Source organism: Mycolicibacterium arenosum (assembly GCF_024320865.1).
Taxonomy (GTDB): Bacteria; Actinomycetota; Actinomycetes; order Mycobacteriales; family Mycobacteriaceae; genus Mycobacterium; species Mycobacterium arenosum.
The window spans coordinates 101,992-120,055 of record NZ_JANDBD010000016.1; the positions used below are offsets into that span (position 1 = coordinate 101,992).

Consider the following 18,064-nt stretch of genomic DNA (forward strand, 5'->3'; position numbering starts at 1 on the left):
TATCGCTCAGCGCGGATGCAGGTCGTACACCGGCACAGGTGCGTCGAAGCCCTTGAGCAACAACGGATCCTCCTGCACCGCGGACCAGTCGGCCGGATCGGCACAGACGTCGGAGGACGCCAGGATCTGTCCGGGCGCCGCGGCGGCGACCAGGCGCGCCGCCAGATTCACCGTGCTGCCGAAGTAGTCACCGCCGACGGCGAGCACCCGCCCGTAGCCGAGCCCGGCCCGGACCTGCAGTTCAGCAGTCCGCGCCCTGGGGTGTTCGACGAGGTCGACGGCGACCTGCACCAGCTGCTCCGGCGTCGCGCTCACCCACATGACCTCGTCGCCGATGAACTTCACCAGTCGGCCGCCGTCGGCGTGCACCACGTCGGTGACGGCACTGTTGAACCCGGCGATCAGGCGCGCGAACTCGTCGTGGGTGAGGCGCTCGGTCAATGTCGTGAAACCCGTCAGATCCGCGAAGCCGACGCCGCACAGCACGCTCGCCGACGTGTCGCGCACGACACCCTCGAAGTAGGTGCGGGCGCTGATCGTGTGATGCCGGAACACCGCGTCGATCAGCTTCGTGAGGCGCGGGATGAACTCCGCGACGGTGCGGTACGCCCGCGCGCTGGTGAGCTCGTCGCGACTGTGCGAGATGTGGATGTCGGGCTGTCCCACACGCAACACCGTCGCCCCCGCTTCGGCGAGCCGCGACATCGTCGCGCCGAGCACACGCAACAGGTCGCGGGCGGGCTGCTCACCCACCACCGCCTTCAGCGCCACCCAGGACCCCAGTGCCTCGACGTCGGCCTCGCTGAACTCCGGTTGGCCGGAAGCGGCGACCGGGAGCCCGAGCAGCGCCCACACCTGGGCCAGTTCCTCGGCGGACACCCCGAGGCGCGCCGCCGCCGCGCGCAGGCTGTGGACCGGGCGGCCGGACCACTGCAGCACATCGCCGGCCAACCCGAAGAGGCGACCGCGCTGCTCCGCGGCCACCATCTCCTCGACCGTGAAGCCCAACCCGACGAGGTAATCGATGAGCGCGGCCCGCCCCCGCGCGTCGGCGATGCCCGCGGCCTCCAGCGCATCGAAATCGACCACCCACCGGAGTCTGCCAGCGCCGCCGTGCCGATTAGTGTGGTTCGGCGTGACCGACAACCTGCTCCAGGGCCCATTGGAAGACCGCCACCGCGCGCTCGGGGCCAGCTTCGCCGCGTTCTCCGGGTGGTCGATGCCGGTGTCCTACGCGGGCACCGTCAGCGAGCACAACGCCACCCGCAACGCGGTCGGGCTGTTCGACGTCAGCCACCTGGGCAAGGCGCTGGTCCGCGGGCCGGGCGCCGCCGAGTACGTCAACGCGACGCTGACCAACGACCTGCGCCGCGTCGGCCCCGGAAAGGCGCAGTACACGTTGTGCTGCAACGCTTCCGGAGGCGTGATCGACGACCTCATCGCCTACTACGTCTCCGACGACGAGATCTTCCTGGTGCCGAACGCCGCCAACACCCCGGCCGTGGTCGCGGCGCTGGCCGAAGCCGCCCCCGCCGGCCTCACCGTCACCGACGAGCACCGGTCCTTCGCGGTGCTCGCGGTGCAGGGCCCCAAGTCGGCCGACGTCGTCGGCGCCCTGGGCCTGCCGACCGACATGGACTACATGGGCTACGCCGACGCCGAGTTCAGCGGCGTACCGGTGCGGGTGTGCCGCACCGGATACACCGGCGAGCACGGCTACGAGCTCCTGCCCCCGTGGGACGAGGCCGGCGTCGTCTTCGACGCGCTCGCCGAGGCGGTGTCGGCTGCGGGAGGTGAACCCGCCGGACTGGGCGCGCGCGACACGTTGCGCACCGAGATGGGCTACCCGCTGCACGGACACGAACTCTCGCTGGACATCTCGCCGCTGCAGGCCCGCTGCGGGTGGGCGATCGGCTGGAAGAAGGACGCCTTCTGGGGCCGGGACGCGTTGCTCGCGGAGAAGGCGGCCGGTCCGCGCCGGGTGCTGCGCGGCATCAAGGCGCTCGGCCGCGGGGTGCTGCGGGCGGACATGAACGTGCTCGACGGTGCCCGCGTCGTGGGTGTCACCACGTCGGGAACGTTCTCTCCAACACTGAAACTCGGCATCGCGCTGGCGCTCGTCGACACCGACGCCGGCATCCTCGACGGCCAGACCGTCGCCGTCGACGTGCGCGGTAAGGCGCTCGAATGCGAGGTCGTCGCTCCGCCGTTCGTGGACGCGCGGACCCGATAGCGCGCGCTGGCGCGGGCGAAAATCCGCTAGTCACTGGTTATACAATCGGCGCATGACCGAAGGCCCCCTCGAATTCACGCTTGCCAGCAACACCGCACCGGCAAGTGACGAGGTAAGGGCTGACATTCTCGCCGATCCGGGCTTCGGCAGATACCACACCGACCACATGGTGTCGATCGACTACACCGAGGGCCGCGGCTGGCACGACGCCGCCGTGCTGCCCTACGGGCCGATCACGCTGGACCCCTCGGCCATCGTCCTGCACTACGCGCAGGAGGTGTTCGAGGGGCTCAAGGCGTACCGCTGGGCCGACGGGTCGATCGTGTCGTTCCGGCCCGAGGCCAACGCCGCCCGGCTGCGCAGCTCGGCACACCGGCTGGCGATTCCCGAACTGCCCGAGGACGTGTTCATCGAGTCGCTGCGGCAGCTGATCGCGGTGGACGGCGACTGGGTGCCCGCCGCGGGTGGCGAGGCGTCGCTGTACCTGCGGCCGTTCATCTTCGCGACCGAGCCCGGCCTGGGCGTGCGCCCCGCCACGCAGTACCGCTACATGGTGATCGGCTCACCGGCGGGCGCCTACTTCAAGGGCGGCATCAAACCGGTGTCGGTGTGGCTGTCGACGGAGTACGTGCGGGCCAGCCCCGGCGGCACCGGTGCGGCGAAGTTCGGCGGCAACTACGCGGCGTCGCTGCTGGCGCAGGCCGAAGCCGCCGAACACGGGTGCGACCAGGTCGTCTGGTTGGACGCCATCGAACGCCGCTACGTCGAGGAGATGGGCGGGATGAACCTGTTCTTCGTCTTCGGCAGCGGCGGGTCGGCGCGGCTGGTGACGCCGGAGCTGAGCGGCTCGCTGCTACCGGGCATCACGCGAAACTCGTTGCTGCAGTTGGCCACCGATGCCGGGTTCTCTGTCGAAGAGCGCAAGATCGACGTCGACGAGTGGCAGAAGAAGGCGGCGGCGGGCGAGATCACCGAGGTCTTCGCGTGCGGCACCGCCGCCGTCATCACGCCGGTGTCGCACGTGAAGTCCGGTGACGGCGAGTTCACCATCGCCGACGGTTCGCCCGGCGAGGTCACGATGGCCCTGCGGGACACCCTCACCGGGATCCAGCGCGGCACCTTCGCCGACACCCACGACTGGATGACCCGGCTCGGATAGCCGCGGCCTACGGCCCCCAGGCGGGACGGTTCAGCGCGGCGGACTTCTTGCCGAGTTTGCCGCTGCGAACCTGGGCGGCCAGGCTGTCCAGGATCACCCGCGAGCTCATCAGCGCCGTCTGCTCGGCCCAGTCGTAGGGTGGCGAGCACTCGACGACCTCGATGCCGGCCAGCCCCGGTTCGGAGATCATCTTCACCAGGTTGAGCGCCTCGCGCGGCAGCAGTCCGCCCGGCTCCGGCCAGCCGGTGCCCGGCACGAAACCCGCGTCGATGACGTCGATGTCGAAGGACAGGTAGACCGCCTTCGCGCCCTTCCACGCGATCTCGAGGGCCGTCTCGGCGATCTTCTCGATCCCGACCCGCTCGACATCGCCGACGGTGATGACCGTCGACTTCCGGTCCCGGCCCACCTTCACGCCCTCGCGCGGACTCTGCCAGCCGCCGATCCCGATCTGTACGAGGTTGGTGGCCGGCGCGTTCTTGATGTTCGTCGCGTGGAACCAGGGGGTGGTGTGCATGCGCTCGTCGAGGTCGGTCTCCTGGGTGTCGACGTGGCGGTCGAAGTGGATGATGCCGATGTTGCCGTCCATGTACGGCGCCAGCCCGCGGATGGTGGGGAAGCCGATCGAGTGGTCGCCGCCCAGCACGATCGGCATCACGCCCTTCTGTGCGACGTGCGCCATCGCCTGGCTGATCTGATCGAACGACTTCTCGAGGTTGCCGGGGATGGTGAAGACGTCGCCGATGTCGACCATGTTCAACTGCTCGCGCAGATCGACGCCGGATTCGTAGTTGTAGGTGCCGAACAGGTTGGTCGAGCGGCGGATGCCCTGCGGGCCGAACCGGGTGCCGGGTCGGTACGTGGCACCCGCGTCGAGAGGCACCCCGAAGATGGCGACCTCGGCGTCGTCGACCTCGTTGACGTCCTCGATGAACGGGCACTTCAGGAACGTGCCGCGCTCACCGGCGAAGTGCGGCTTCTCGCCGCGGACGAACGTCGAGATGGTCCGGTCGTTGATGGTCGGGGCGGCCTCCAGGCCGTAGCTGAGACCGCGTTCGATCTCCTCGCGCAGCCGCCGGTCGCCCAGGTTGGCCTCGGCCTGCTGGGCCCATGCGCCTTCGGCGTTGGGAAGGTTGGGGTCGGGTAGTCCGGACATGACGCTCCTCACGCGCCGTCTTGTCGCTGACCGGGTACGACGCACCTCGTCCGGGGAACCGATTCGCGCGGCCCCTGCGGCAATTGTTGGCACACCCGCGAATTCCTGTCCAGCGCTGAAGGAAACGTGGCGTTAACAGTCCGCGCGAACCACCGTAACGAGCTGGGGCTTTTCTGGTCTCGACTCACGCGAAATCGTGGGGCGCGCCTAGGGTTCCGTCGGACGTGCACGTGCACGGCCGGGTCTGGTCCGAGAGGCGCAGGCATTCGCGCAGGGCTGCACGGATGTTCCACGGAGGGAGAAAAGCCCGGGAGACTCCAACGAGTCATGGGAGCTCCGAATCATGATCCTCCTCGGTGTAGGCATCAGCATCGCCCTCGTCGTCCTCGTCGGTTTCTACGTGTCCAAACGGATCGAGGGCGACAGCAGTAACTTTCTCGTCGGCGGCCGGATGCTGCCGTTCTGGTTGGTGGGCGGCGCTCTGATGGGCTCAGCCGTCGATACCAACGCGACTCTCGGAAACACCGATCTGGCTTACGAATTCGGCTTCTGGGCCGGTGCCACGCTGCCGCTGGGCCTGGCGTTGTGCCTACTGCTCACGGGCCTCTTCTTCGCCAAGCCGATGAACCGGATGGGGCTGACGTCCTTCCCCGACTTCTACCGGCTGAGATTCGGCCGGTCGGTCGAGGTCGGCGCGTCCCTCCTGCTGGCCGTCGCGTTCTGCATGCTGGTTGCGGGCAACCTCGTCGCGGGCGGACTGCTCTTCGACTACTTCCTCGGGGTGCCGTACTGGTTGGGCACCATCATCATCGCGGTGATCGCGGTGGCCTACACCGGGACCGGCGGTCTGATCGCCGACGCCTACACCGCGATCATCCAGATGTCGCTGGTGCTCATCGGCGCCATCGGGCTGCTGATCTGGATGATCAGCACGCACGGACTCGACATCGCCGAAGGCACCGGCCCGTTGGCGCTCGGCCAGCTCTCCGATCCGGCTCAGGGCGCGGTGATCAACTGGGCGACGCTCATCGCGCTGGGCATCGGCGACGTGGTGGCGATCGACTTCATGCAGCGGGTGTTCGCCGCGAAGAACCCGGAGTCCGCTCAGAAGGCGTGTTTCAGCGCCGCCACCGGCACCGCGCTGATCTGCGTGCCGTTCGGCCTGGTGGTGCTCGCGGCGCACTCGTTCCTGCCCGACGAACTCGACGGCCCGGTGCTGTTCGTGCTGCTGGACCAGTACGCGCCGGTGGCGCTGACGGTGATCGTGCTGTGCGGTCTGGTCGGCGCGTCGATGTCGACCGCCAACGGCGCGATCCTGGCGATCTCCAACGTGTGCGTACGCAACCTCGGCGGGGTGCGCCGGGTGCACGTGCCGGGTCAGCCCGACCCGCTGCTGAAGGCCACCCGCATCGCGATGGTGCCGATGACCCTGTTCTCGATCGCCCTCGCGCTCTACGTCCAGCAGACCGGCATCCTGCTGACCCTCGCGTTCGACCTGCTGCTGGCCTGCCTCGCGGTGCCGTTCATCGCCGGTCTGTACTGGCGCCGCGGGACGGTAAAGGCAGCGCTCGCCGCGATGGCGGTGGGCTTCGTCGTGCGCGTCGGGCTGTTCGTGCTGACGCCGACGATCTACGGCGTCGAGAACACCATCCTGTACATCCCCAACGCTCTGGTCGGGGCGACGTTCGACGGGTGGCCGACGTTCATCGCCTTCGCTGCGGCGATCGCGACCTACGTGGCGGTGTCGCTCGCGATGCCACCGGCGACGTTGCGGGGCCTGGACATTCAGGTCGCCCAGGACGTCGACGACGCGCTCGACGACCCGGACCGCTTCGAACACGATGAGGCCGCGCCGGCGAAAGCGGCTGCGGCCGAGTCGGTCTGACTCAGCGGCTCGTCAGCCGATCGCCAGACCCAGAGCGGTCAGCGTGGTCGTGACCTCGATGGCCGCCCCGAGCACGTCACCGGTGATGCCGCCGAAGCGGTGCACGCAGTGCGCCACCAGCACCACGGTGACGAGGAGCGCGCCCAGCACGGACGCCGGTCCCTGCCATGGTCGCGGGGTGGCGAACACGGCAGCGCCCGCGACCGCCGCGACCCACAGTGCGGCCACCCACCGCGGTTGCGTACCCGCCACTAACGCTCCCAGCGTGCTTCCCTCGGCGGCGGGAACCGAGCGCAGGCACGCGAGGACGGCGGCCACCCGGCCCGCGGTCACGGCGACGACGACCGCGACGAGTCCCGTCGCCGAGAAGGCCAGCCCCTGCAGGCCGAGGGCGAGCACCAGAGCCGTCACGCCGAACGGCCCCGCGGTGCCGTCGCGCATCACCGCCAGCGCCCGCTCGGGCGGGCCGTAGCAGCCGAGTCCGTCCACGGTGTCGGAGAGGCCGTCGACGTGCATCCCGCGGGTCAGCAGGACCAGCACGGTGACCGCGAGGAACCCGGCCAGCACGCTGCCCGGTCCGAACGCGTGCCCGGCGCCCCACACGGTGGCGGCCGCCGCGACGCCGAGGGTGATGCCGACGATCGGCAGCGCGGTCAGCGCACCACGGCCGACCGGATGCCGGGTGCTGACCGGAAACACGGTCGCAAACGCGAAAGCCCCTGCCAGGGAGGCGATCACGGCCCGGCGCCACCGTCGTTGACGGACGCCTCGCCGAACGTCGCCATCTCGGCCAGCGTCGCCACCGCGGCACGCACCACGGACAGTGCCACCACGGCGCCGGTACCCTCGCCCAGTCGCATGCCGAGGTCGACGATCGGTTCGAGTTGCAGGCGCTGCAAGGCCAGTGAGTGCGCGGGTTCCGTGGACCGGTGCCCGGCCCGCCACCAGCGCTGTGCTCCGGGCGCCATCCGTTCGGCCACCAGTGCCGCCGCCGTCACCACGACACCGTCCAGCAGGACCGGGGTGCGGCGCACCGCGGCCTGAGCCAGGAAGCCCGCCACGGCGGCGAGGTCGGCCCCGCCGCAGACCCGGAGCAGGCCCAGCGGATCGGCCGACATGCCGCGCGCCCGGTACATCGCGTCGCGGATCGCAGCGGTCTTACGCGCCCAGCCGCCGTCGTCGACGCCGGTGCCCCGCCCGACGATCGCAACGGGCTCGGAGTCGGTGAGTACCGCGATCAACGTCGTTGCCGCCGTGGTGTTTCCGATGCCCATATCGCCGGCGATCAGCAGATCGGCGCCGGAGTCCACCTCCTGATCGGCGATGCAGCGCCCCGCTTCGACGGCGGCGACGGTCTCCTCGGGGCTGAGCGCGTCGGCCACCGCGATGTTCCCGCTGCCGCGCCGAACCTTGTGCGCGCCGACCTCGGGGGACAGCGGCGCATCGCAGTCCACGGCGATGTCGACGACGCGCACCGTCGCGCCCGCCAGGCCCGCCAGCACGTTGATCGCCGCGCCGCCCGCCGCGAAGTTGGCGACCATCTGCGCCGTCACCTCGGAGGGGAACGCCGACACTCCGGCCGCGGTGACACCGTGGTCACCGGCGAAGACGACAACCCGCGGTCTGTCGAACTGCGTTGGCGGACAAGCACCCTGGCACGACGCAACCCACACGGACAGGTCCTCGAGCCTGCCGAGGGCACCCGCCGGCTTGGTCAGCGTGAGCTGGCGAGCGAGTGCCGCTTCCGCGGCGTCGGAGTCGGGGGCGTCGATCGGAGGAAACGGCGTCATCGGATCCGTCACGACGTCTTCTTGATCATCAACGGCACCCCCGCGACCACCAGTGCGACGCGATCGCACACCGCAGCCAGGCGCTGATTCACCTCACCCAGCGCGTCGGCGAAGAGCCGACCGGATTCGGTCGCGGGCACCACCGACAACCCGACCTCCGGGCTCACCAGCACCAGGGGGCCCTCGAAGTCACCGACGGCCTCGACGAGCGCGGTCGCGTCGTCGGCCACCGAACCGCCCGTCCACGCCGCGGTGCGATCCATGGCAGCCACCAGCCAGCCGCCGACATCGTCGACGAGCGTCGCCGTCACGGGGTCGGACGTCAACTGCGCTGCGACATCACGGGTCTCAACGGTGATCCAGCCCTCGGGGCGGCGGTCGCGATGGGCGGAGACCCGCGCCGACCAGTCGGGGTCGGAACTGACGGCACCGGTCGCGAGATAGCGCACGGGGTCGGCGGAACCGGTGGCGTCGGTGATCGCCGCTTCCGCCCACGCCGACTTGCCCGAACGGATTCCGCCGAGAGCCAGGACTCGCAACCCCGCTGACCTAAGCGACTTTGTCGCCGCGGTTGACCTGCGGGCGCGGCGCCCGCATCCGCCGAATCTGCGAGGCGCGGCTGGCGGCGTAGAAGCCCAGCTTCCACCCGCCTTCGGTGTTGTCGGGGAACTTCTCGTCGACCAGTTTGTTGACGCGCCTGCCCAGGAAGAAGCCGTCGATGAGCATGATCGCCAGCAGCACCATCAGGCCCCAGCTCGAGATCAGCTGCATGACAAGCGACTGCGAGGCGGGTACCGAGCCGACCGACAGCATCAAGAAGATCATGCCGAGGGCCACGGGCATGAACAGTCCGAGCAGGTTGCGCCGCGAGTCGACGACGTCGCGCACGTAGCGGCGCACCGGTCCCTGATCGCGGGGCAGCAGGTACCTGTCCTCGCCGGCCATCATCCGTTCCCGGCGGTCGGCCATGTCGGCGCGGCGCTCGAGCTTCTCGGCCTTGCGCTCCTCCTTGGACAGCTTGGGGCGCGACGCCTTCAGCTCCTTGCGACGCTTGCGGGCCTCCGAGCTGGTGAGCGGTGCCGGTGCCACCGGACCGCGCTTGCGGGAGGCGTCGCGCTTGGGCGTCGGCCTGCCCTTGGGGGCGGTGCGGGGCTGGACGGTCTCGGACGCAACGGACCCCGCCTCCACGGCCTCGGACTCGACGACGTCCGACTCGGCTTGCGAGTTGCCCTTCTTACGGCCCAGCAGATCCACGCCCACCAGGTTACTGACCTGCGCAACGCGCCCGGCATGCACCTCCGGTTGCGCCGACATACCCTGCTGTCATGACCGGCAGGGCGCTGCGCGTACTGATCGCCCCGGACTGCTACGGCGACAGCCTGACCGCGGTTCAGGCCGCCCGCGCGATCGCCGACGGGTGGCGGGCCGGGCGTGCCGACGACGACGTGACCCTGGCCCCGCAGTCCGACGGCGGACCCGGTTTCGTCGACGTCCTGGCCAGCCGGCTCGGGGAACGTCGCACCGCCACGGTGTCGGGCCCGCTCGACGCCGACGTCGAGGCCGAGTGGGTCTACGACGCCGACTCGGCGACGGCCTACCTCGAGTGCGCCCAGGCGTGCGGCCTCGCGCTGCTCCCCGACGGGCCGACCGTCGAGACGGCGCTGGCCGCCCACAGCGGAGGCGTCGGGCAGCTGATCGACGCGGCCCTCGAAGCGGGTGCCCGACGGATCGTCATCGGGCTGGGCGGCAGTGCCTGCACCGACGGCGGCCGCGGCCTGGTCGACGCGCTCGGCGGTCTTGCGGCGGCGCGGGAGCGGCTCGCCGGCATCGAGCTGATCGCGGCATCCGACGTCGAGCATCCGCTGCTGGGGCCGATGGGCGCCGCCGTGGTGTTCGGCCCGCAGAAGGGCGCGGACGAGGCGACCGTCGCGGCCCTCGAGCAGCGTCTCACCGACTGGTCCGCCGAACTGGCCGACATCGCGGGGCGCGACATCGCGGCTGAATCGGGCGCGGGTGCCGCGGGCGGGCTGGGCGCGGCGCTGCTGGCGCTGGGTGCGCGTCGCGAGTCGGGCGCCGCGGTGATCGCCGAGCACACCGACCTGGCGTCCGATCTCGCCGACGCGGAGATAATCGTCACAGGCGAGGGCCGCTTCGACGACCAGTCGCTGCACGGCAAGGTGGTCAGCGCGCTGGCCGCGGGTGCCGGTGCCGCACGGGTCGTGGTCCTCGCAGGTCAGGTCACGCTCGACGAGGCGGCACTGCACGGCGCGGGGATCGCGGCGGCACACTCGATCGCCGACTACGCCGGTTCCGTCCAGCTGGCGATGGACGATGCGGCCAACCAGCTCACGGGTCTGGCGCGGCGCACGGCCGCCGGCTGGCGGTGAGAGGCGGGGAATAACGCCCCGGCAGGGTACCGTTGAGGAAGTTCGAGCCTATTACCTCAGGAGAGAATCGATGACTGTCCAGGACGAGTCGACGACCAGCACCGCTGCACACGGCGCCATCCTGACCGAAGCCGCGTCGGTGAAAGCCAAGGCCCTCATGGAGCAGGAGGGCCGCGACGACGTGTTCCTCCGGATCACGGTGGAGCCGGGCGGCTGTGCGGGACTGCGTTACAAGCTCGAGTTCGACGATCGCAGCCAGGACGGCGACCTCGACGTCGACTTCAACGGCGTCACGCTGACCGTCGACCGCATGAGCGCCCCCTACCTGCAGGACGCGCAGATCGACTTCGTCGACGCGCTGAGCGGCGGGGGCTTCACGATCAACAACCCCAACGCCACCGGCTCGTGCGCCTGCGGCGATTCGTTCAACTGAGTTAGAACGGACCCGCGTTACGCGGTAGGTAGGAGCAGACCAGCTGCCGGTCGCCCTGCACCAGGATCTGTGCGACCGCCTGGCGCTCCGTGGCGGTCCCGCTGCGTCCAGCCGACTTCGCGTCCATGCTGAACAGCACTTGGGCCTGGCTGGGCGACAGCTCGACGATCTTGTCGATCGTCGTGACCTCCGCGCTGCTGAACTGCCGTCGGAACGTCTCGCTGGCCAGATTCGCCAGCGCCATGTCCGCCTGCTTGTCCTTCACGGCGTCGAACAGACCGCACGACGCGTGTTCGGCGATGATCTCGTCCTTGCCCTGCGTCAGGGCGTCCAGATACTCCTGAATGGCCGCTTTGGCCGAATCCGGAGTGAGCGCCGTCGACGCGGTGGGCTCGGGGCCGCGTTCGGCGAAGACGATCGTCGCTGCGACCGCGGCCACCATGACGGCCACCAGGACGCCGAGGGCGATCAACACGACGCGCCGTCTGCGCGGCGCTTTCGGGTACTCGACGGGCGGCGGCAGCGTGCCGGGGTACGGCGAGGGCACCTGCGGACCGCCGAACGTGGAAAGGGGCTGCTGCGGCGACGTTCCCGGATAAGGGGATTCGGGGTACGGAAGAGGACCGGCCATGACGTTGTTAGGCTAGCGCACCAACCAGGGGTTTACTTCCGGCAAACGACCGACTCGAACGAAGGGTGACGCTGCGTGACCATTGCAGTGACGGGATCCATTGCGACCGACAATCTGATGCGGTTCCCTGGCAAATTCTCCGAGCAACTGCTTGCCGATCACTTGCAGAAGGTGTCGCTGAGTTTCCTCGTCGACGACCTCGTCATCCACCGCGGCGGCGTCGCGGGCAACATGGCTTATGCGATGGGCATTCTGGGCGGCAGCCCGGTGCTCGTCGGCGCCGTCGGCCCCGACTTCGACGACTACCGCAACCATCTGACGTCGAGCGGCGTCGATTGCTCGAACGTGCTGGTGTCCGAGACGGCGTACACCGCGCGCTTCGTCTGCACCACCGATGAGGACATGGCGCAGATCGCGTCGTTCTACCCCGGCGCCATGTCGGAGGCCCGCAACATCAAGCTCGCCGATGTCGTATCGCGTTCCGGCGCACCGGATCTGGTGATCGTCGGCGCCAACGACCCCGATGCGATGTTCCTGCACACCGAGGAGTGCCGCAACCTCGGGCTGCCGTTCGCCGCCGACCCCAGCCAGCAGCTGGCCCGGCTCTCGGGCGACGAGATCCGCAAGCTCATCGACGGTGCCGCCTACCTGTTCACCAACGACTACGAGTGGGATCTGCTGCTGCAGAAGTCCGGCTGGTCGGAGGCCGAGGTCATGCGGCAGATCGATCTGCGCGTGACGACCCTGGGGGAGAAGGGCGTGGATCTCGTCGGGCGCGACGGCACCTTCGTCCACGTCGACGTGCTCCCCGAGACCCACAAGGAGGACCCGACCGGCATCGGCGACGCGTTCCGCGCGGGCTTCCTCACCGGCCGCAGCGCGGGCCTCGGGCTCGAGCGCGCTGCGCAGTTCGCCTCGCTGGTCGCCACCCTGGTGCTCGAGGCGCCGGGACCGCAGGAGTGGGCCTGGGACAAGGACGCGGGCGTCAAACGGCTCACCGACGCCTACGGTGCCGACGCGGCAGCGGAGATCGCCGCCGTCCTCTAAAGCTGCACCGGATAGTGCGGCTCACTGATCAGCGGCGTCACGCTGCGCTCGACGAAGATCGCGTGCCACAGCATGAAGATCAGCACGGTCCACAGCCGTCTGCTGTGATCGCTTGCGCCGCTTCGGTGTTCGTCGAGCATGCGGCGAACGGCGGCGAGATCGATGAGGTCGCCCGCCTGTGAGGCGGCGATGGTCTCGTTGGCCCAGTCGAGCAGCTCGCCGGCCCGCAGCCAGTGCCGAATCGGTACGGGGAAGCCGAGTTTCGGGCGATTGAGCACGTGCGCGGGCACGATAGGCTCGAGCGCGCGGCGCAGCGCGTACTTCGTCGTCGTGCGGGTGATCTTCTGGTCGAACGGCAGCCGCGACGCCACCGCGAACACCTCGGGGTCCAGGAACGGCACCCGCAACTCCAGCGAGTTGGCCATCGTCATCTTGTCGGCTTTGACCAGGATGTCGCCGCGCAGCCACGTGAACAGGTCGATGTGCTGCATGCGCGCCACCGGGTCCCAGCCGTCGGAGGTCGCGTACAGCGCCGCGGTGACGTCGGTGTGGGTCCAGTCCGCACGGAATCCCGGCAGCGTGGCCCGCAGTTGCTCGTCGGAGAAGCTACGCGCGTTGCCGTAGTAGCGCTCCTCGAGCGTCAGCGACCCGCGGTGCAGCAGGCTCTTGCCGCGCATGCCGTCGGGCAGCGGCTTCGACGCCTTACCCAGCGACCGGCGCACCGGCTGTGGGAGGTAGTCGAACGCCTTCAGCGACAACGGCTCCCGATAGATCGTGTAACCGCCGAACAACTCGTCGGCGCCCTCGCCGGACAGCACCACCTTGACGTGCTTGCGCGCCTCGCGGGCGATGAAGAACAGCGGTACCAGCGCCGGGTCGGCCACCGGCTCGTCCAGGTACCAGACGATCTCCGGCAGTGCGGCCACGAACTCGGCCGGGCTGACCACCTTCGTCACGTGGCGGGCGCCGATCGCCTCCGCGGATGCGACGGCGACGTCGACCTCCGAGAAACCCTCGCGCTCGAATCCCGTCGTGAAGGTGATGAGGCGCGGGTTGTGCCGCATCGCGAGCGCGGCGATGGCCGTCGAGTCGATGCCGCCCGACAGGAACGCCCCGACCGTCACGTCCGCGCGCATGTGCTTGGCGACGGAGTCCTCGAGGACGGCGGTGATCTCGTCGTAGCGGCTCTGTTCGCGTCCTGCCACGAACGGGACCGCCGCGAACTTCGGGTGGAAGTAGCGGGTCACCTCGGGCGCCTCACCGGGGCGCACGGTCGCGTAACTGCCCGACTCCAGCCTGCGGATCCCGCGATGCAGCGACTCGGGCTCGGGGACGTACTGCAGCACCGTGTAGTGCTGCACGGCGCGCTCGTCGATGCCGAGGTCGACACCCGCGGGTCCGGCGAGTTCGAGCAGGCACTTCTTCTCGGATCCCACCGCGGTGCCGCCGGGCCCGGTGGACATGTAGAGGGGCTTGATGCCGAACGGGTCGCGGGCGCAGAACAGCACCCGCTCGGCGGTGTCCCACAGTGCGAACGCGAACATGCCGCGAAGCCGGCTCAGGGCGGCGGTGCCCCAGTGGTGGAACGCCGCGACGATCGCTTCGCCGTCACCGTCCGTCGCGAACGACGCGCCGTGCTCGGCGGCCAGCTCCTCGCGCAACTCCAGATAGTTGTAGATCTCGCCGTTGAACACCAGCACGTACCGGTCCGGAGTCTCCGGCGGACCCCAGCGCAGCGGCTGGTGGCTGTGGGCGATGTCGATGATCGACAATCGGTTGAAACCGAGCACGACATCGCCATCCGACCAGGTCCCCGGCTCGTCGGGACCCCGGTGCCGCATCAGGTGAGCGGCGCCGGACACCGCGTCCACCAGCTCGGGGGAGACGTCCGCCCAGCGGTCGGTCAGGTAGGCCAGGAGTCCGCACACGGCGCCAGTATGCCCGTTCGGCGAGGTGTCCCGAGACTCGGTCGCAGGGACATCCCCCGGTCGCTGCGCTCCTGCCCTCCGGCACATTCCCCGGTCGCTGCGCTCCTGCCCGCCGGTGTGGTCTACGCTGCGTAGTATTCGGCTTGCCGTACCGACTTTCCGACCTAGTTTCAGGAGGCGCCAACGTGACCGCTCGCGGGTTCAAGTTGGTGGCGTTGTCAGTACTTCTCGGAGGTACTGCGCTGCTGCTCAGCGGGTGCAGCTTCGAGACGGTGTTCGGCCTCGGCTGGCCCGAGGGAATCACCCCCGAGGGCAAGATGAACCGCGACCTGTGGGTCTGGTCGGTCATCGCGTCGTTGATCGTCGGCGTCATCGTCTGGGCGCTGATCTTCTGGACCGCGGCATTCCACCGCAAGAAGAAGACCGATACCGACCTGCCCCGGCAGTTCGGCTACAACATGCCGCTCGAGCTGGTCCTCACCGTCGTGCCGTTCCTCATCATCTCGGTGCTCTTCTACTTCACGGTCGTCGTGCAGGAGGAGATGCTGAAGCTCGAGGACAACCCCGAGGTCGTCGTCGACGTCACCGCCTTCCAGTGGAACTGGAAGTTCGGCTACCAGAAGATCGACTACGCGGACGGGACCTTCGACTACGACGGCGCGGACCAGGCCCGCAAGGACGCCATGGTGTCCAAGCCCGAGGGCGTCGACGAGCACGGCGAGGAAATCGTCGGCCCGATTCGCGGGATGAACCCCGAAGACCGCAGCTACCTGAACTTCGACAAGATCGAGACGATCGGCACCAGCACCGAGATTCCGATCCTGGTGCTCCCGTCGGACCGCAGCATCCGGTTCGTGATCGCATCCGCCGACGTGATCCACGGATTCTGGGTGCCCGAGTTCCTGTTCAAGCGCGACGTCATGCCCGATCCCGAGGCCAACAACTCGGAGAACCGGTTCCAGATCAGCAAGATCGAACTGCCGAACAACGAGAACACCGGAGCGTTCGTCGGCCGCTGCACCGAGATGTGCGGCACGTACCACTCGATGATGAACTTCGAGGTGCGCGTCGTGGAGCCCGGTGTCTTCAAGCAGTACATCATGTTCCGTGAGGCCAACCCGGAGGCGACGAACGCCGACGCGTTGCGCGCGATCGGGATGCCCACCCAGGCCGTGACCACGAAGCCGTTCGACACCCGTCGCGGCGAGCAGGTCCAGCAGGCGAGCAGGTAGGGGACGACAGATGCATATCGAAGCCAGGCTGTTCGAGTTCCTGACCGCGTTCTTCGCGCTCTGCGCCGTCGGGTACGCCGCGCTCACCGGGTTGTTCCAGTACGGCGGTATCGAGTGGGCGGGCGTCACCGCACTGGTGTTGACGACCGGTCTGTCGCTGATCGTCGGGACGTTCTTCCGGTTCGTCGCACGCCGCCTCGACACCCGCCCCGAGGACTACGAGGACGCGGAGATCGCCGACGGCGCCGGTGAACTCGGCTTCTTCAGCCCGAGCAGTTGGTGGCCGTTGCTGATCGCGCTGTCGGCGTCGGTGACCGCCGTCGGCCTCGCGCTGTGGTTGCCGTGGCTGATCGCCGCGGGTCTGGTTTTCGTCCTGTCTTCCGTCGCCGGCCTGGTCTTCGAGTACTACACCGGCCCCGAGAAGCACTGACACGCTGGGCGCAAGGTTACGAATCGGGCATCAGTTCGGCTGACCGAGGTGCCGTATGGGCCACTGCGCCATCACTTTCGGTAGGGTTGCCGAGGCGTGGTCCGCCGACGTTCCGACACGGCTTCGACGTGACACAGCGCCGAACGGGCAGTCGAGAAGGAATAGGCGTAGATGAGCGGGCCGAATCCCCCTGAGCAGGATGCTCCGACACCGGACGACGAACCGGCTCAGGAGTCTCCAGCCACCGGCGAGACGGATGTCTACTCGCGCGCGTACTCCGCGCCCGAGTCGGAGCACTTCACCAGCGGGCCCTACGTGCCCTCCGCCGAGGTCGCGCTGTACGAGTACGACGACTACGCCGACGGCGATCAACCGCCCAAGTGGCCGTGGGTAGTCGGAGTCGTCGCGATCGTGGCGGCCATCGCGCTGGTCGCGTCCGTGGCCGTCCTGGTGACCCGCTCCGACAACACCAGCGTCGCGACGCCGTCCACCAGCTCGACGACCCCGGGGGCGCCGATACAGGACGAGATCACCACCACGACGCCGCCCCCTCCGCCGCCACCCACGACGACGGTCGAGCCGCCGCCACCGCCACCACCTCCGCCGGTGACCACCGAGGAACCACCGCCGCCGCCTCCGCCGTCGACCGAGGCGCCTCCGCCCGCCCCGCCCGAGACGCCGGCGCCACCGCCGCCCAGCGCGCCCGCGGGCCCGCGCTTCATCACGTACACCGTGACGGGCACCAAGGCGCCGCTGGACCGCATCTCGGTCACCTACACCGACGCGTCGGGCAGGCAGCGCACCCAGCAGAACGTCTACATCCCGTGGTCGCTGACCGTCACCCCGATCTCCATGTCGGAGTACGGTTCGGTGCAGGCGTCGAGCCTGCTGCGACTCTCCAAGTTGAACTGCTCGATCACCACCAGCGACGGTCAGACGATCGCCTCGCAACAGAACAACGATTGGCAGACCAGCTGCTGATGACTTACGACGTCGACGCCGCAGATCGCCCGCGGTTGAACTCAACGGGTCGGGATCAAACCGACCGGATTCTGCTGATCGCCTGCGCCGCAGTGTGGCTGGTGGCCCTCGGTGCGGCTGTGGCCGCCATCGTGGCCCTCGTCGATCTGGGGCAGACACAGGCGTCCGGTTCGGGGGAGCAGGACACCCCGTGGCTGCTGTACACCGTCATCGGGGTGTCGGCCCTGGTGATCATCGGGGCCATCCCACTGCTGATCCGCGCCAGGCGCACCGCGCTCGACGGCGGTGGAGGTCCGGGCCCTGACCTCGACCGGGTCGGCGCCCAGCAGAACGTGTTCGGGCCGCCGCTGGGCACCGAGACCAGGCAACGGCCGTTGTCGGGTCCGTCGATCCGCCGCGCGCCCACCCCACCCGCCACCAGTCGGGTCGGCTTTCCGACCGCAGCGGTGGAGCAACTGTGGCTGCAGTCCACCGTCGCCATGGCCACCGCGATCGGTGCGGCTACGGCGGCCGTCGGCATCGGCACCTATCTGATGGCGTCGGGTCACGACGGCGTCGCCTGGGCCGCCTTGGCCGTGGCAGGGCTTATCACCGTCGGCATGCCCGCCGTCCCGTGGTTCTTCCTGGGCCGGTTGCGCGGCATCATCGAGTAGCGGTTCGTCTCCGCCGGGCAGCCTTAGCGCAGAAGTCGACGCTCGGTTCGTCTCGCGAGTTTCACGCGCCGGTTGCGGTGCGTCCGCGATCGACGACTGAGGCGAAGAAATCGCGAGCC

18 protein-coding genes and 2 riboswitches are annotated in these 18,064 nt (G+C 69.3%); of the genes, 10 read left to right on the forward strand and 8 right to left on the reverse strand.

Annotation, left to right across the window (positions count from 1 at the left end):
- Positions 1-6: 6 nt before the first annotated feature.
- Positions 7-1,089: an adenylate/guanylate cyclase domain-containing protein gene (locus NM203_RS30005; RefSeq protein ID WP_255064425.1), complete on the reverse strand. Its 1,083-nt coding sequence runs from the start codon at positions 1,087-1,089 to the stop codon at positions 7-9.
- Between the two features lie 46 nt (positions 1,090-1,135).
- On the opposite strand from NM203_RS30005, the gene gcvT reads away from it, so the two are divergent.
- Together gcvT and NM203_RS30015 are read left to right on the forward strand one after the other, a co-directional pair.
- Complete coding sequence (gene gcvT, locus NM203_RS30010; protein WP_255064426.1) at positions 1,136-2,233, forward strand: glycine cleavage system aminomethyltransferase GcvT; 1,098 nt, start codon at positions 1,136-1,138, stop codon at positions 2,231-2,233.
- A gap of 52 nt (positions 2,234-2,285) precedes the next feature.
- Complete coding sequence (locus NM203_RS30015; protein ID WP_255064427.1) at positions 2,286-3,392, forward strand: branched-chain amino acid aminotransferase; 1,107 nt, start codon at positions 2,286-2,288, stop codon at positions 3,390-3,392.
- Between the two features lie 7 nt (positions 3,393-3,399).
- Here the strand turns inward: NM203_RS30015 and NM203_RS30020 are convergent, their stop codons facing one another.
- The gene (locus tag NM203_RS30020) at positions 3,400-4,548 is read right to left on the reverse strand and encodes an agmatinase family protein (RefSeq protein ID WP_255064428.1); all 1,149 of its coding nucleotides are present in this window, start codon (positions 4,546-4,548) and stop codon (positions 3,400-3,402) included.
- A 9-nt stretch (positions 4,549-4,557) separates the two neighbouring features.
- Positions 4,558-4,626: riboswitch (guanidine-III (ykkC-III) riboswitch) on the reverse strand.
- A 118-nt stretch (positions 4,627-4,744) separates the two neighbouring features.
- A riboswitch (guanidine-I (ykkC/yxkD leader) is annotated at positions 4,745-4,864 on the forward strand.
- A gap of 27 nt (positions 4,865-4,891) precedes the next feature.
- Between NM203_RS30020 and NM203_RS30025 the strand changes: the two genes are divergently transcribed.
- Positions 4,892-6,433, forward strand: a complete 1,542-nt coding sequence (locus NM203_RS30025) for a high affinity choline transporter 1 (protein ID WP_255064429.1) — start codon at positions 4,892-4,894, stop codon at positions 6,431-6,433.
- A gap of 12 nt (positions 6,434-6,445) precedes the next feature.
- On the opposite strand, the gene NM203_RS30030 is transcribed toward NM203_RS30025, so the two are convergent.
- Genes NM203_RS30030 through NM203_RS30045 form a run of 4 tightly spaced genes read right to left on the reverse strand, consistent with a single transcriptional unit; the run spans position 6,446 to position 9,477 of the window.
- Positions 6,446-7,171, reverse strand: a complete 726-nt coding sequence (locus tag NM203_RS30030) for an adenosylcobinamide-GDP ribazoletransferase (RefSeq protein WP_255064430.1) — start codon at positions 7,169-7,171, stop codon at positions 6,446-6,448.
- Positions 7,168-8,223, reverse strand: coding sequence for a nicotinate-nucleotide--dimethylbenzimidazole phosphoribosyltransferase (gene cobT, locus NM203_RS30035; RefSeq protein WP_255064479.1), 1,056 nt, complete (start codon positions 8,221-8,223; stop codon positions 7,168-7,170). The genes NM203_RS30030 and cobT overlap by 4 nt, the downstream gene beginning before the upstream one ends.
- Positions 8,224-8,231: 8 nt before the next feature.
- Entirely contained in the window at positions 8,232-8,762 is a 531-nt protein-coding gene (locus tag NM203_RS30040) for a bifunctional adenosylcobinamide kinase/adenosylcobinamide-phosphate guanylyltransferase (protein WP_255064431.1), read from the reverse strand.
- Positions 8,763-8,772: 10 nt separating this feature from the next.
- Positions 8,773-9,477 carry a DUF3043 domain-containing protein gene (locus NM203_RS30045; RefSeq protein WP_408633437.1) on the reverse strand — a complete coding sequence of 235 codons (705 nt, stop codon included), beginning with the start codon at positions 9,475-9,477 and terminating at the stop codon, positions 8,773-8,775.
- 71 nt (positions 9,478-9,548) lie between these two features.
- On the opposite strand from NM203_RS30045, the gene NM203_RS30050 reads away from it, so the two are divergent.
- Together NM203_RS30050 and NM203_RS30055 are read left to right on the forward strand one after the other, a co-directional pair.
- Positions 9,549-10,610: a glycerate kinase family protein gene (locus NM203_RS30050; protein ID WP_255064433.1), complete on the forward strand. Its 1,062-nt coding sequence runs from the start codon at positions 9,549-9,551 to the stop codon at positions 10,608-10,610.
- Between the two features lie 70 nt (positions 10,611-10,680).
- A complete protein-coding gene (locus NM203_RS30055) occupies positions 10,681-11,043 on the forward strand; it encodes a HesB/IscA family protein (RefSeq protein WP_255064434.1) in 363 nt (120 codons plus the stop codon).
- A gap of 1 nt (position 11,044) precedes the next feature.
- Here NM203_RS30055 and NM203_RS30060 read toward each other — a convergent pair whose 3' ends face one another.
- Complete coding sequence (locus tag NM203_RS30060) at positions 11,045-11,674, reverse strand: Rv0361 family membrane protein (protein WP_255064436.1); 630 nt, start codon at positions 11,672-11,674, stop codon at positions 11,045-11,047.
- Positions 11,675-11,749: 75 nt separating this feature from the next.
- On the opposite strand from NM203_RS30060, the gene NM203_RS30065 reads away from it, so the two are divergent.
- Positions 11,750-12,721: a carbohydrate kinase family protein gene (locus NM203_RS30065; protein WP_255064438.1), complete on the forward strand. Its 972-nt coding sequence runs from the start codon at positions 11,750-11,752 to the stop codon at positions 12,719-12,721.
- On the opposite strand, the gene asnB is transcribed toward NM203_RS30065, so the two are convergent.
- Positions 12,718-14,649 (reverse strand): asparagine synthase (glutamine-hydrolyzing), encoded by a 1,932-nt coding sequence (asnB, locus tag NM203_RS30070; RefSeq protein ID WP_255064440.1) that lies wholly within the window; start codon positions 14,647-14,649, stop codon positions 12,718-12,720. The two genes, NM203_RS30065 and asnB, sit on opposite strands and share 4 nt — an antisense overlap.
- A gap of 185 nt (positions 14,650-14,834) precedes the next feature.
- Here asnB and ctaC point away from each other — a divergent pair, with 185 nt between their 5' ends.
- The 4 genes from ctaC (at position 14,835) to NM203_RS30090 (ending at position 17,945) form a co-directional block, all read left to right on the forward strand.
- Positions 14,835-15,881, forward strand: a complete 1,047-nt coding sequence (gene ctaC / locus NM203_RS30075) for an aa3-type cytochrome oxidase subunit II (protein ID WP_255064441.1) — start codon at positions 14,835-14,837, stop codon at positions 15,879-15,881.
- A 10-nt stretch (positions 15,882-15,891) separates the two neighbouring features.
- Entirely contained in the window at positions 15,892-16,311 is a 420-nt protein-coding gene (locus NM203_RS30080; RefSeq protein WP_255064443.1) for a cytochrome c oxidase subunit 4, read from the forward strand.
- Positions 16,312-16,482: 171 nt separating this feature from the next.
- On the forward strand, positions 16,483-17,292 hold the full coding sequence (locus tag NM203_RS30085) for an MmpS family transport accessory protein (protein ID WP_255064444.1): 810 nt from the start codon (positions 16,483-16,485) through the stop codon (positions 17,290-17,292).
- Positions 17,292-17,945, forward strand: a complete 654-nt coding sequence (locus NM203_RS30090) for a DUF2561 family protein (RefSeq protein WP_255064445.1) — start codon at positions 17,292-17,294, stop codon at positions 17,943-17,945. The genes NM203_RS30085 and NM203_RS30090 overlap by 1 nt, the downstream gene beginning before the upstream one ends.
- Positions 17,946-18,064 lie beyond the last annotated feature (119 nt).

Coding starts and splice junctions, on each gene's coding strand:
- NM203_RS30015 (WP_255064427.1), top strand. CDS start 2,286: ATGACCGAAGGCCCCCTCGAATTCACGCTTGCCAGCAACACCGCACCG.
- NM203_RS30020 (WP_255064428.1), bottom strand. CDS start 4,548: ATGTCCGGACTACCCGACCCCAACCTTCCCAACGCCGAAGGCGCATGG.
- NM203_RS30025 (WP_255064429.1), top strand. CDS start 4,892: ATGATCCTCCTCGGTGTAGGCATCAGCATCGCCCTCGTCGTCCTCGTC.
- cobT (WP_255064479.1), bottom strand. CDS start 8,223: ATGACGCCGTTTCCTCCGATCGACGCCCCCGACTCCGACGCCGCGGAA.
- NM203_RS30050 (WP_255064433.1), top strand. CDS start 9,549: ATGACCGGCAGGGCGCTGCGCGTACTGATCGCCCCGGACTGCTACGGC.
- NM203_RS30055 (WP_255064434.1), top strand. CDS start 10,681: ATGACTGTCCAGGACGAGTCGACGACCAGCACCGCTGCACACGGCGCC.
- NM203_RS30060 (WP_255064436.1), bottom strand. CDS start 11,674: ATGGCCGGTCCTCTTCCGTACCCCGAATCCCCTTATCCGGGAACGTCG.
- NM203_RS30080 (WP_255064443.1), top strand. CDS start 15,892: ATGCATATCGAAGCCAGGCTGTTCGAGTTCCTGACCGCGTTCTTCGCG.
- NM203_RS30085 (WP_255064444.1), top strand. CDS start 16,483: ATGAGCGGGCCGAATCCCCCTGAGCAGGATGCTCCGACACCGGACGAC.
- NM203_RS30090 (WP_255064445.1), top strand. CDS start 17,292: ATGACTTACGACGTCGACGCCGCAGATCGCCCGCGGTTGAACTCAACG.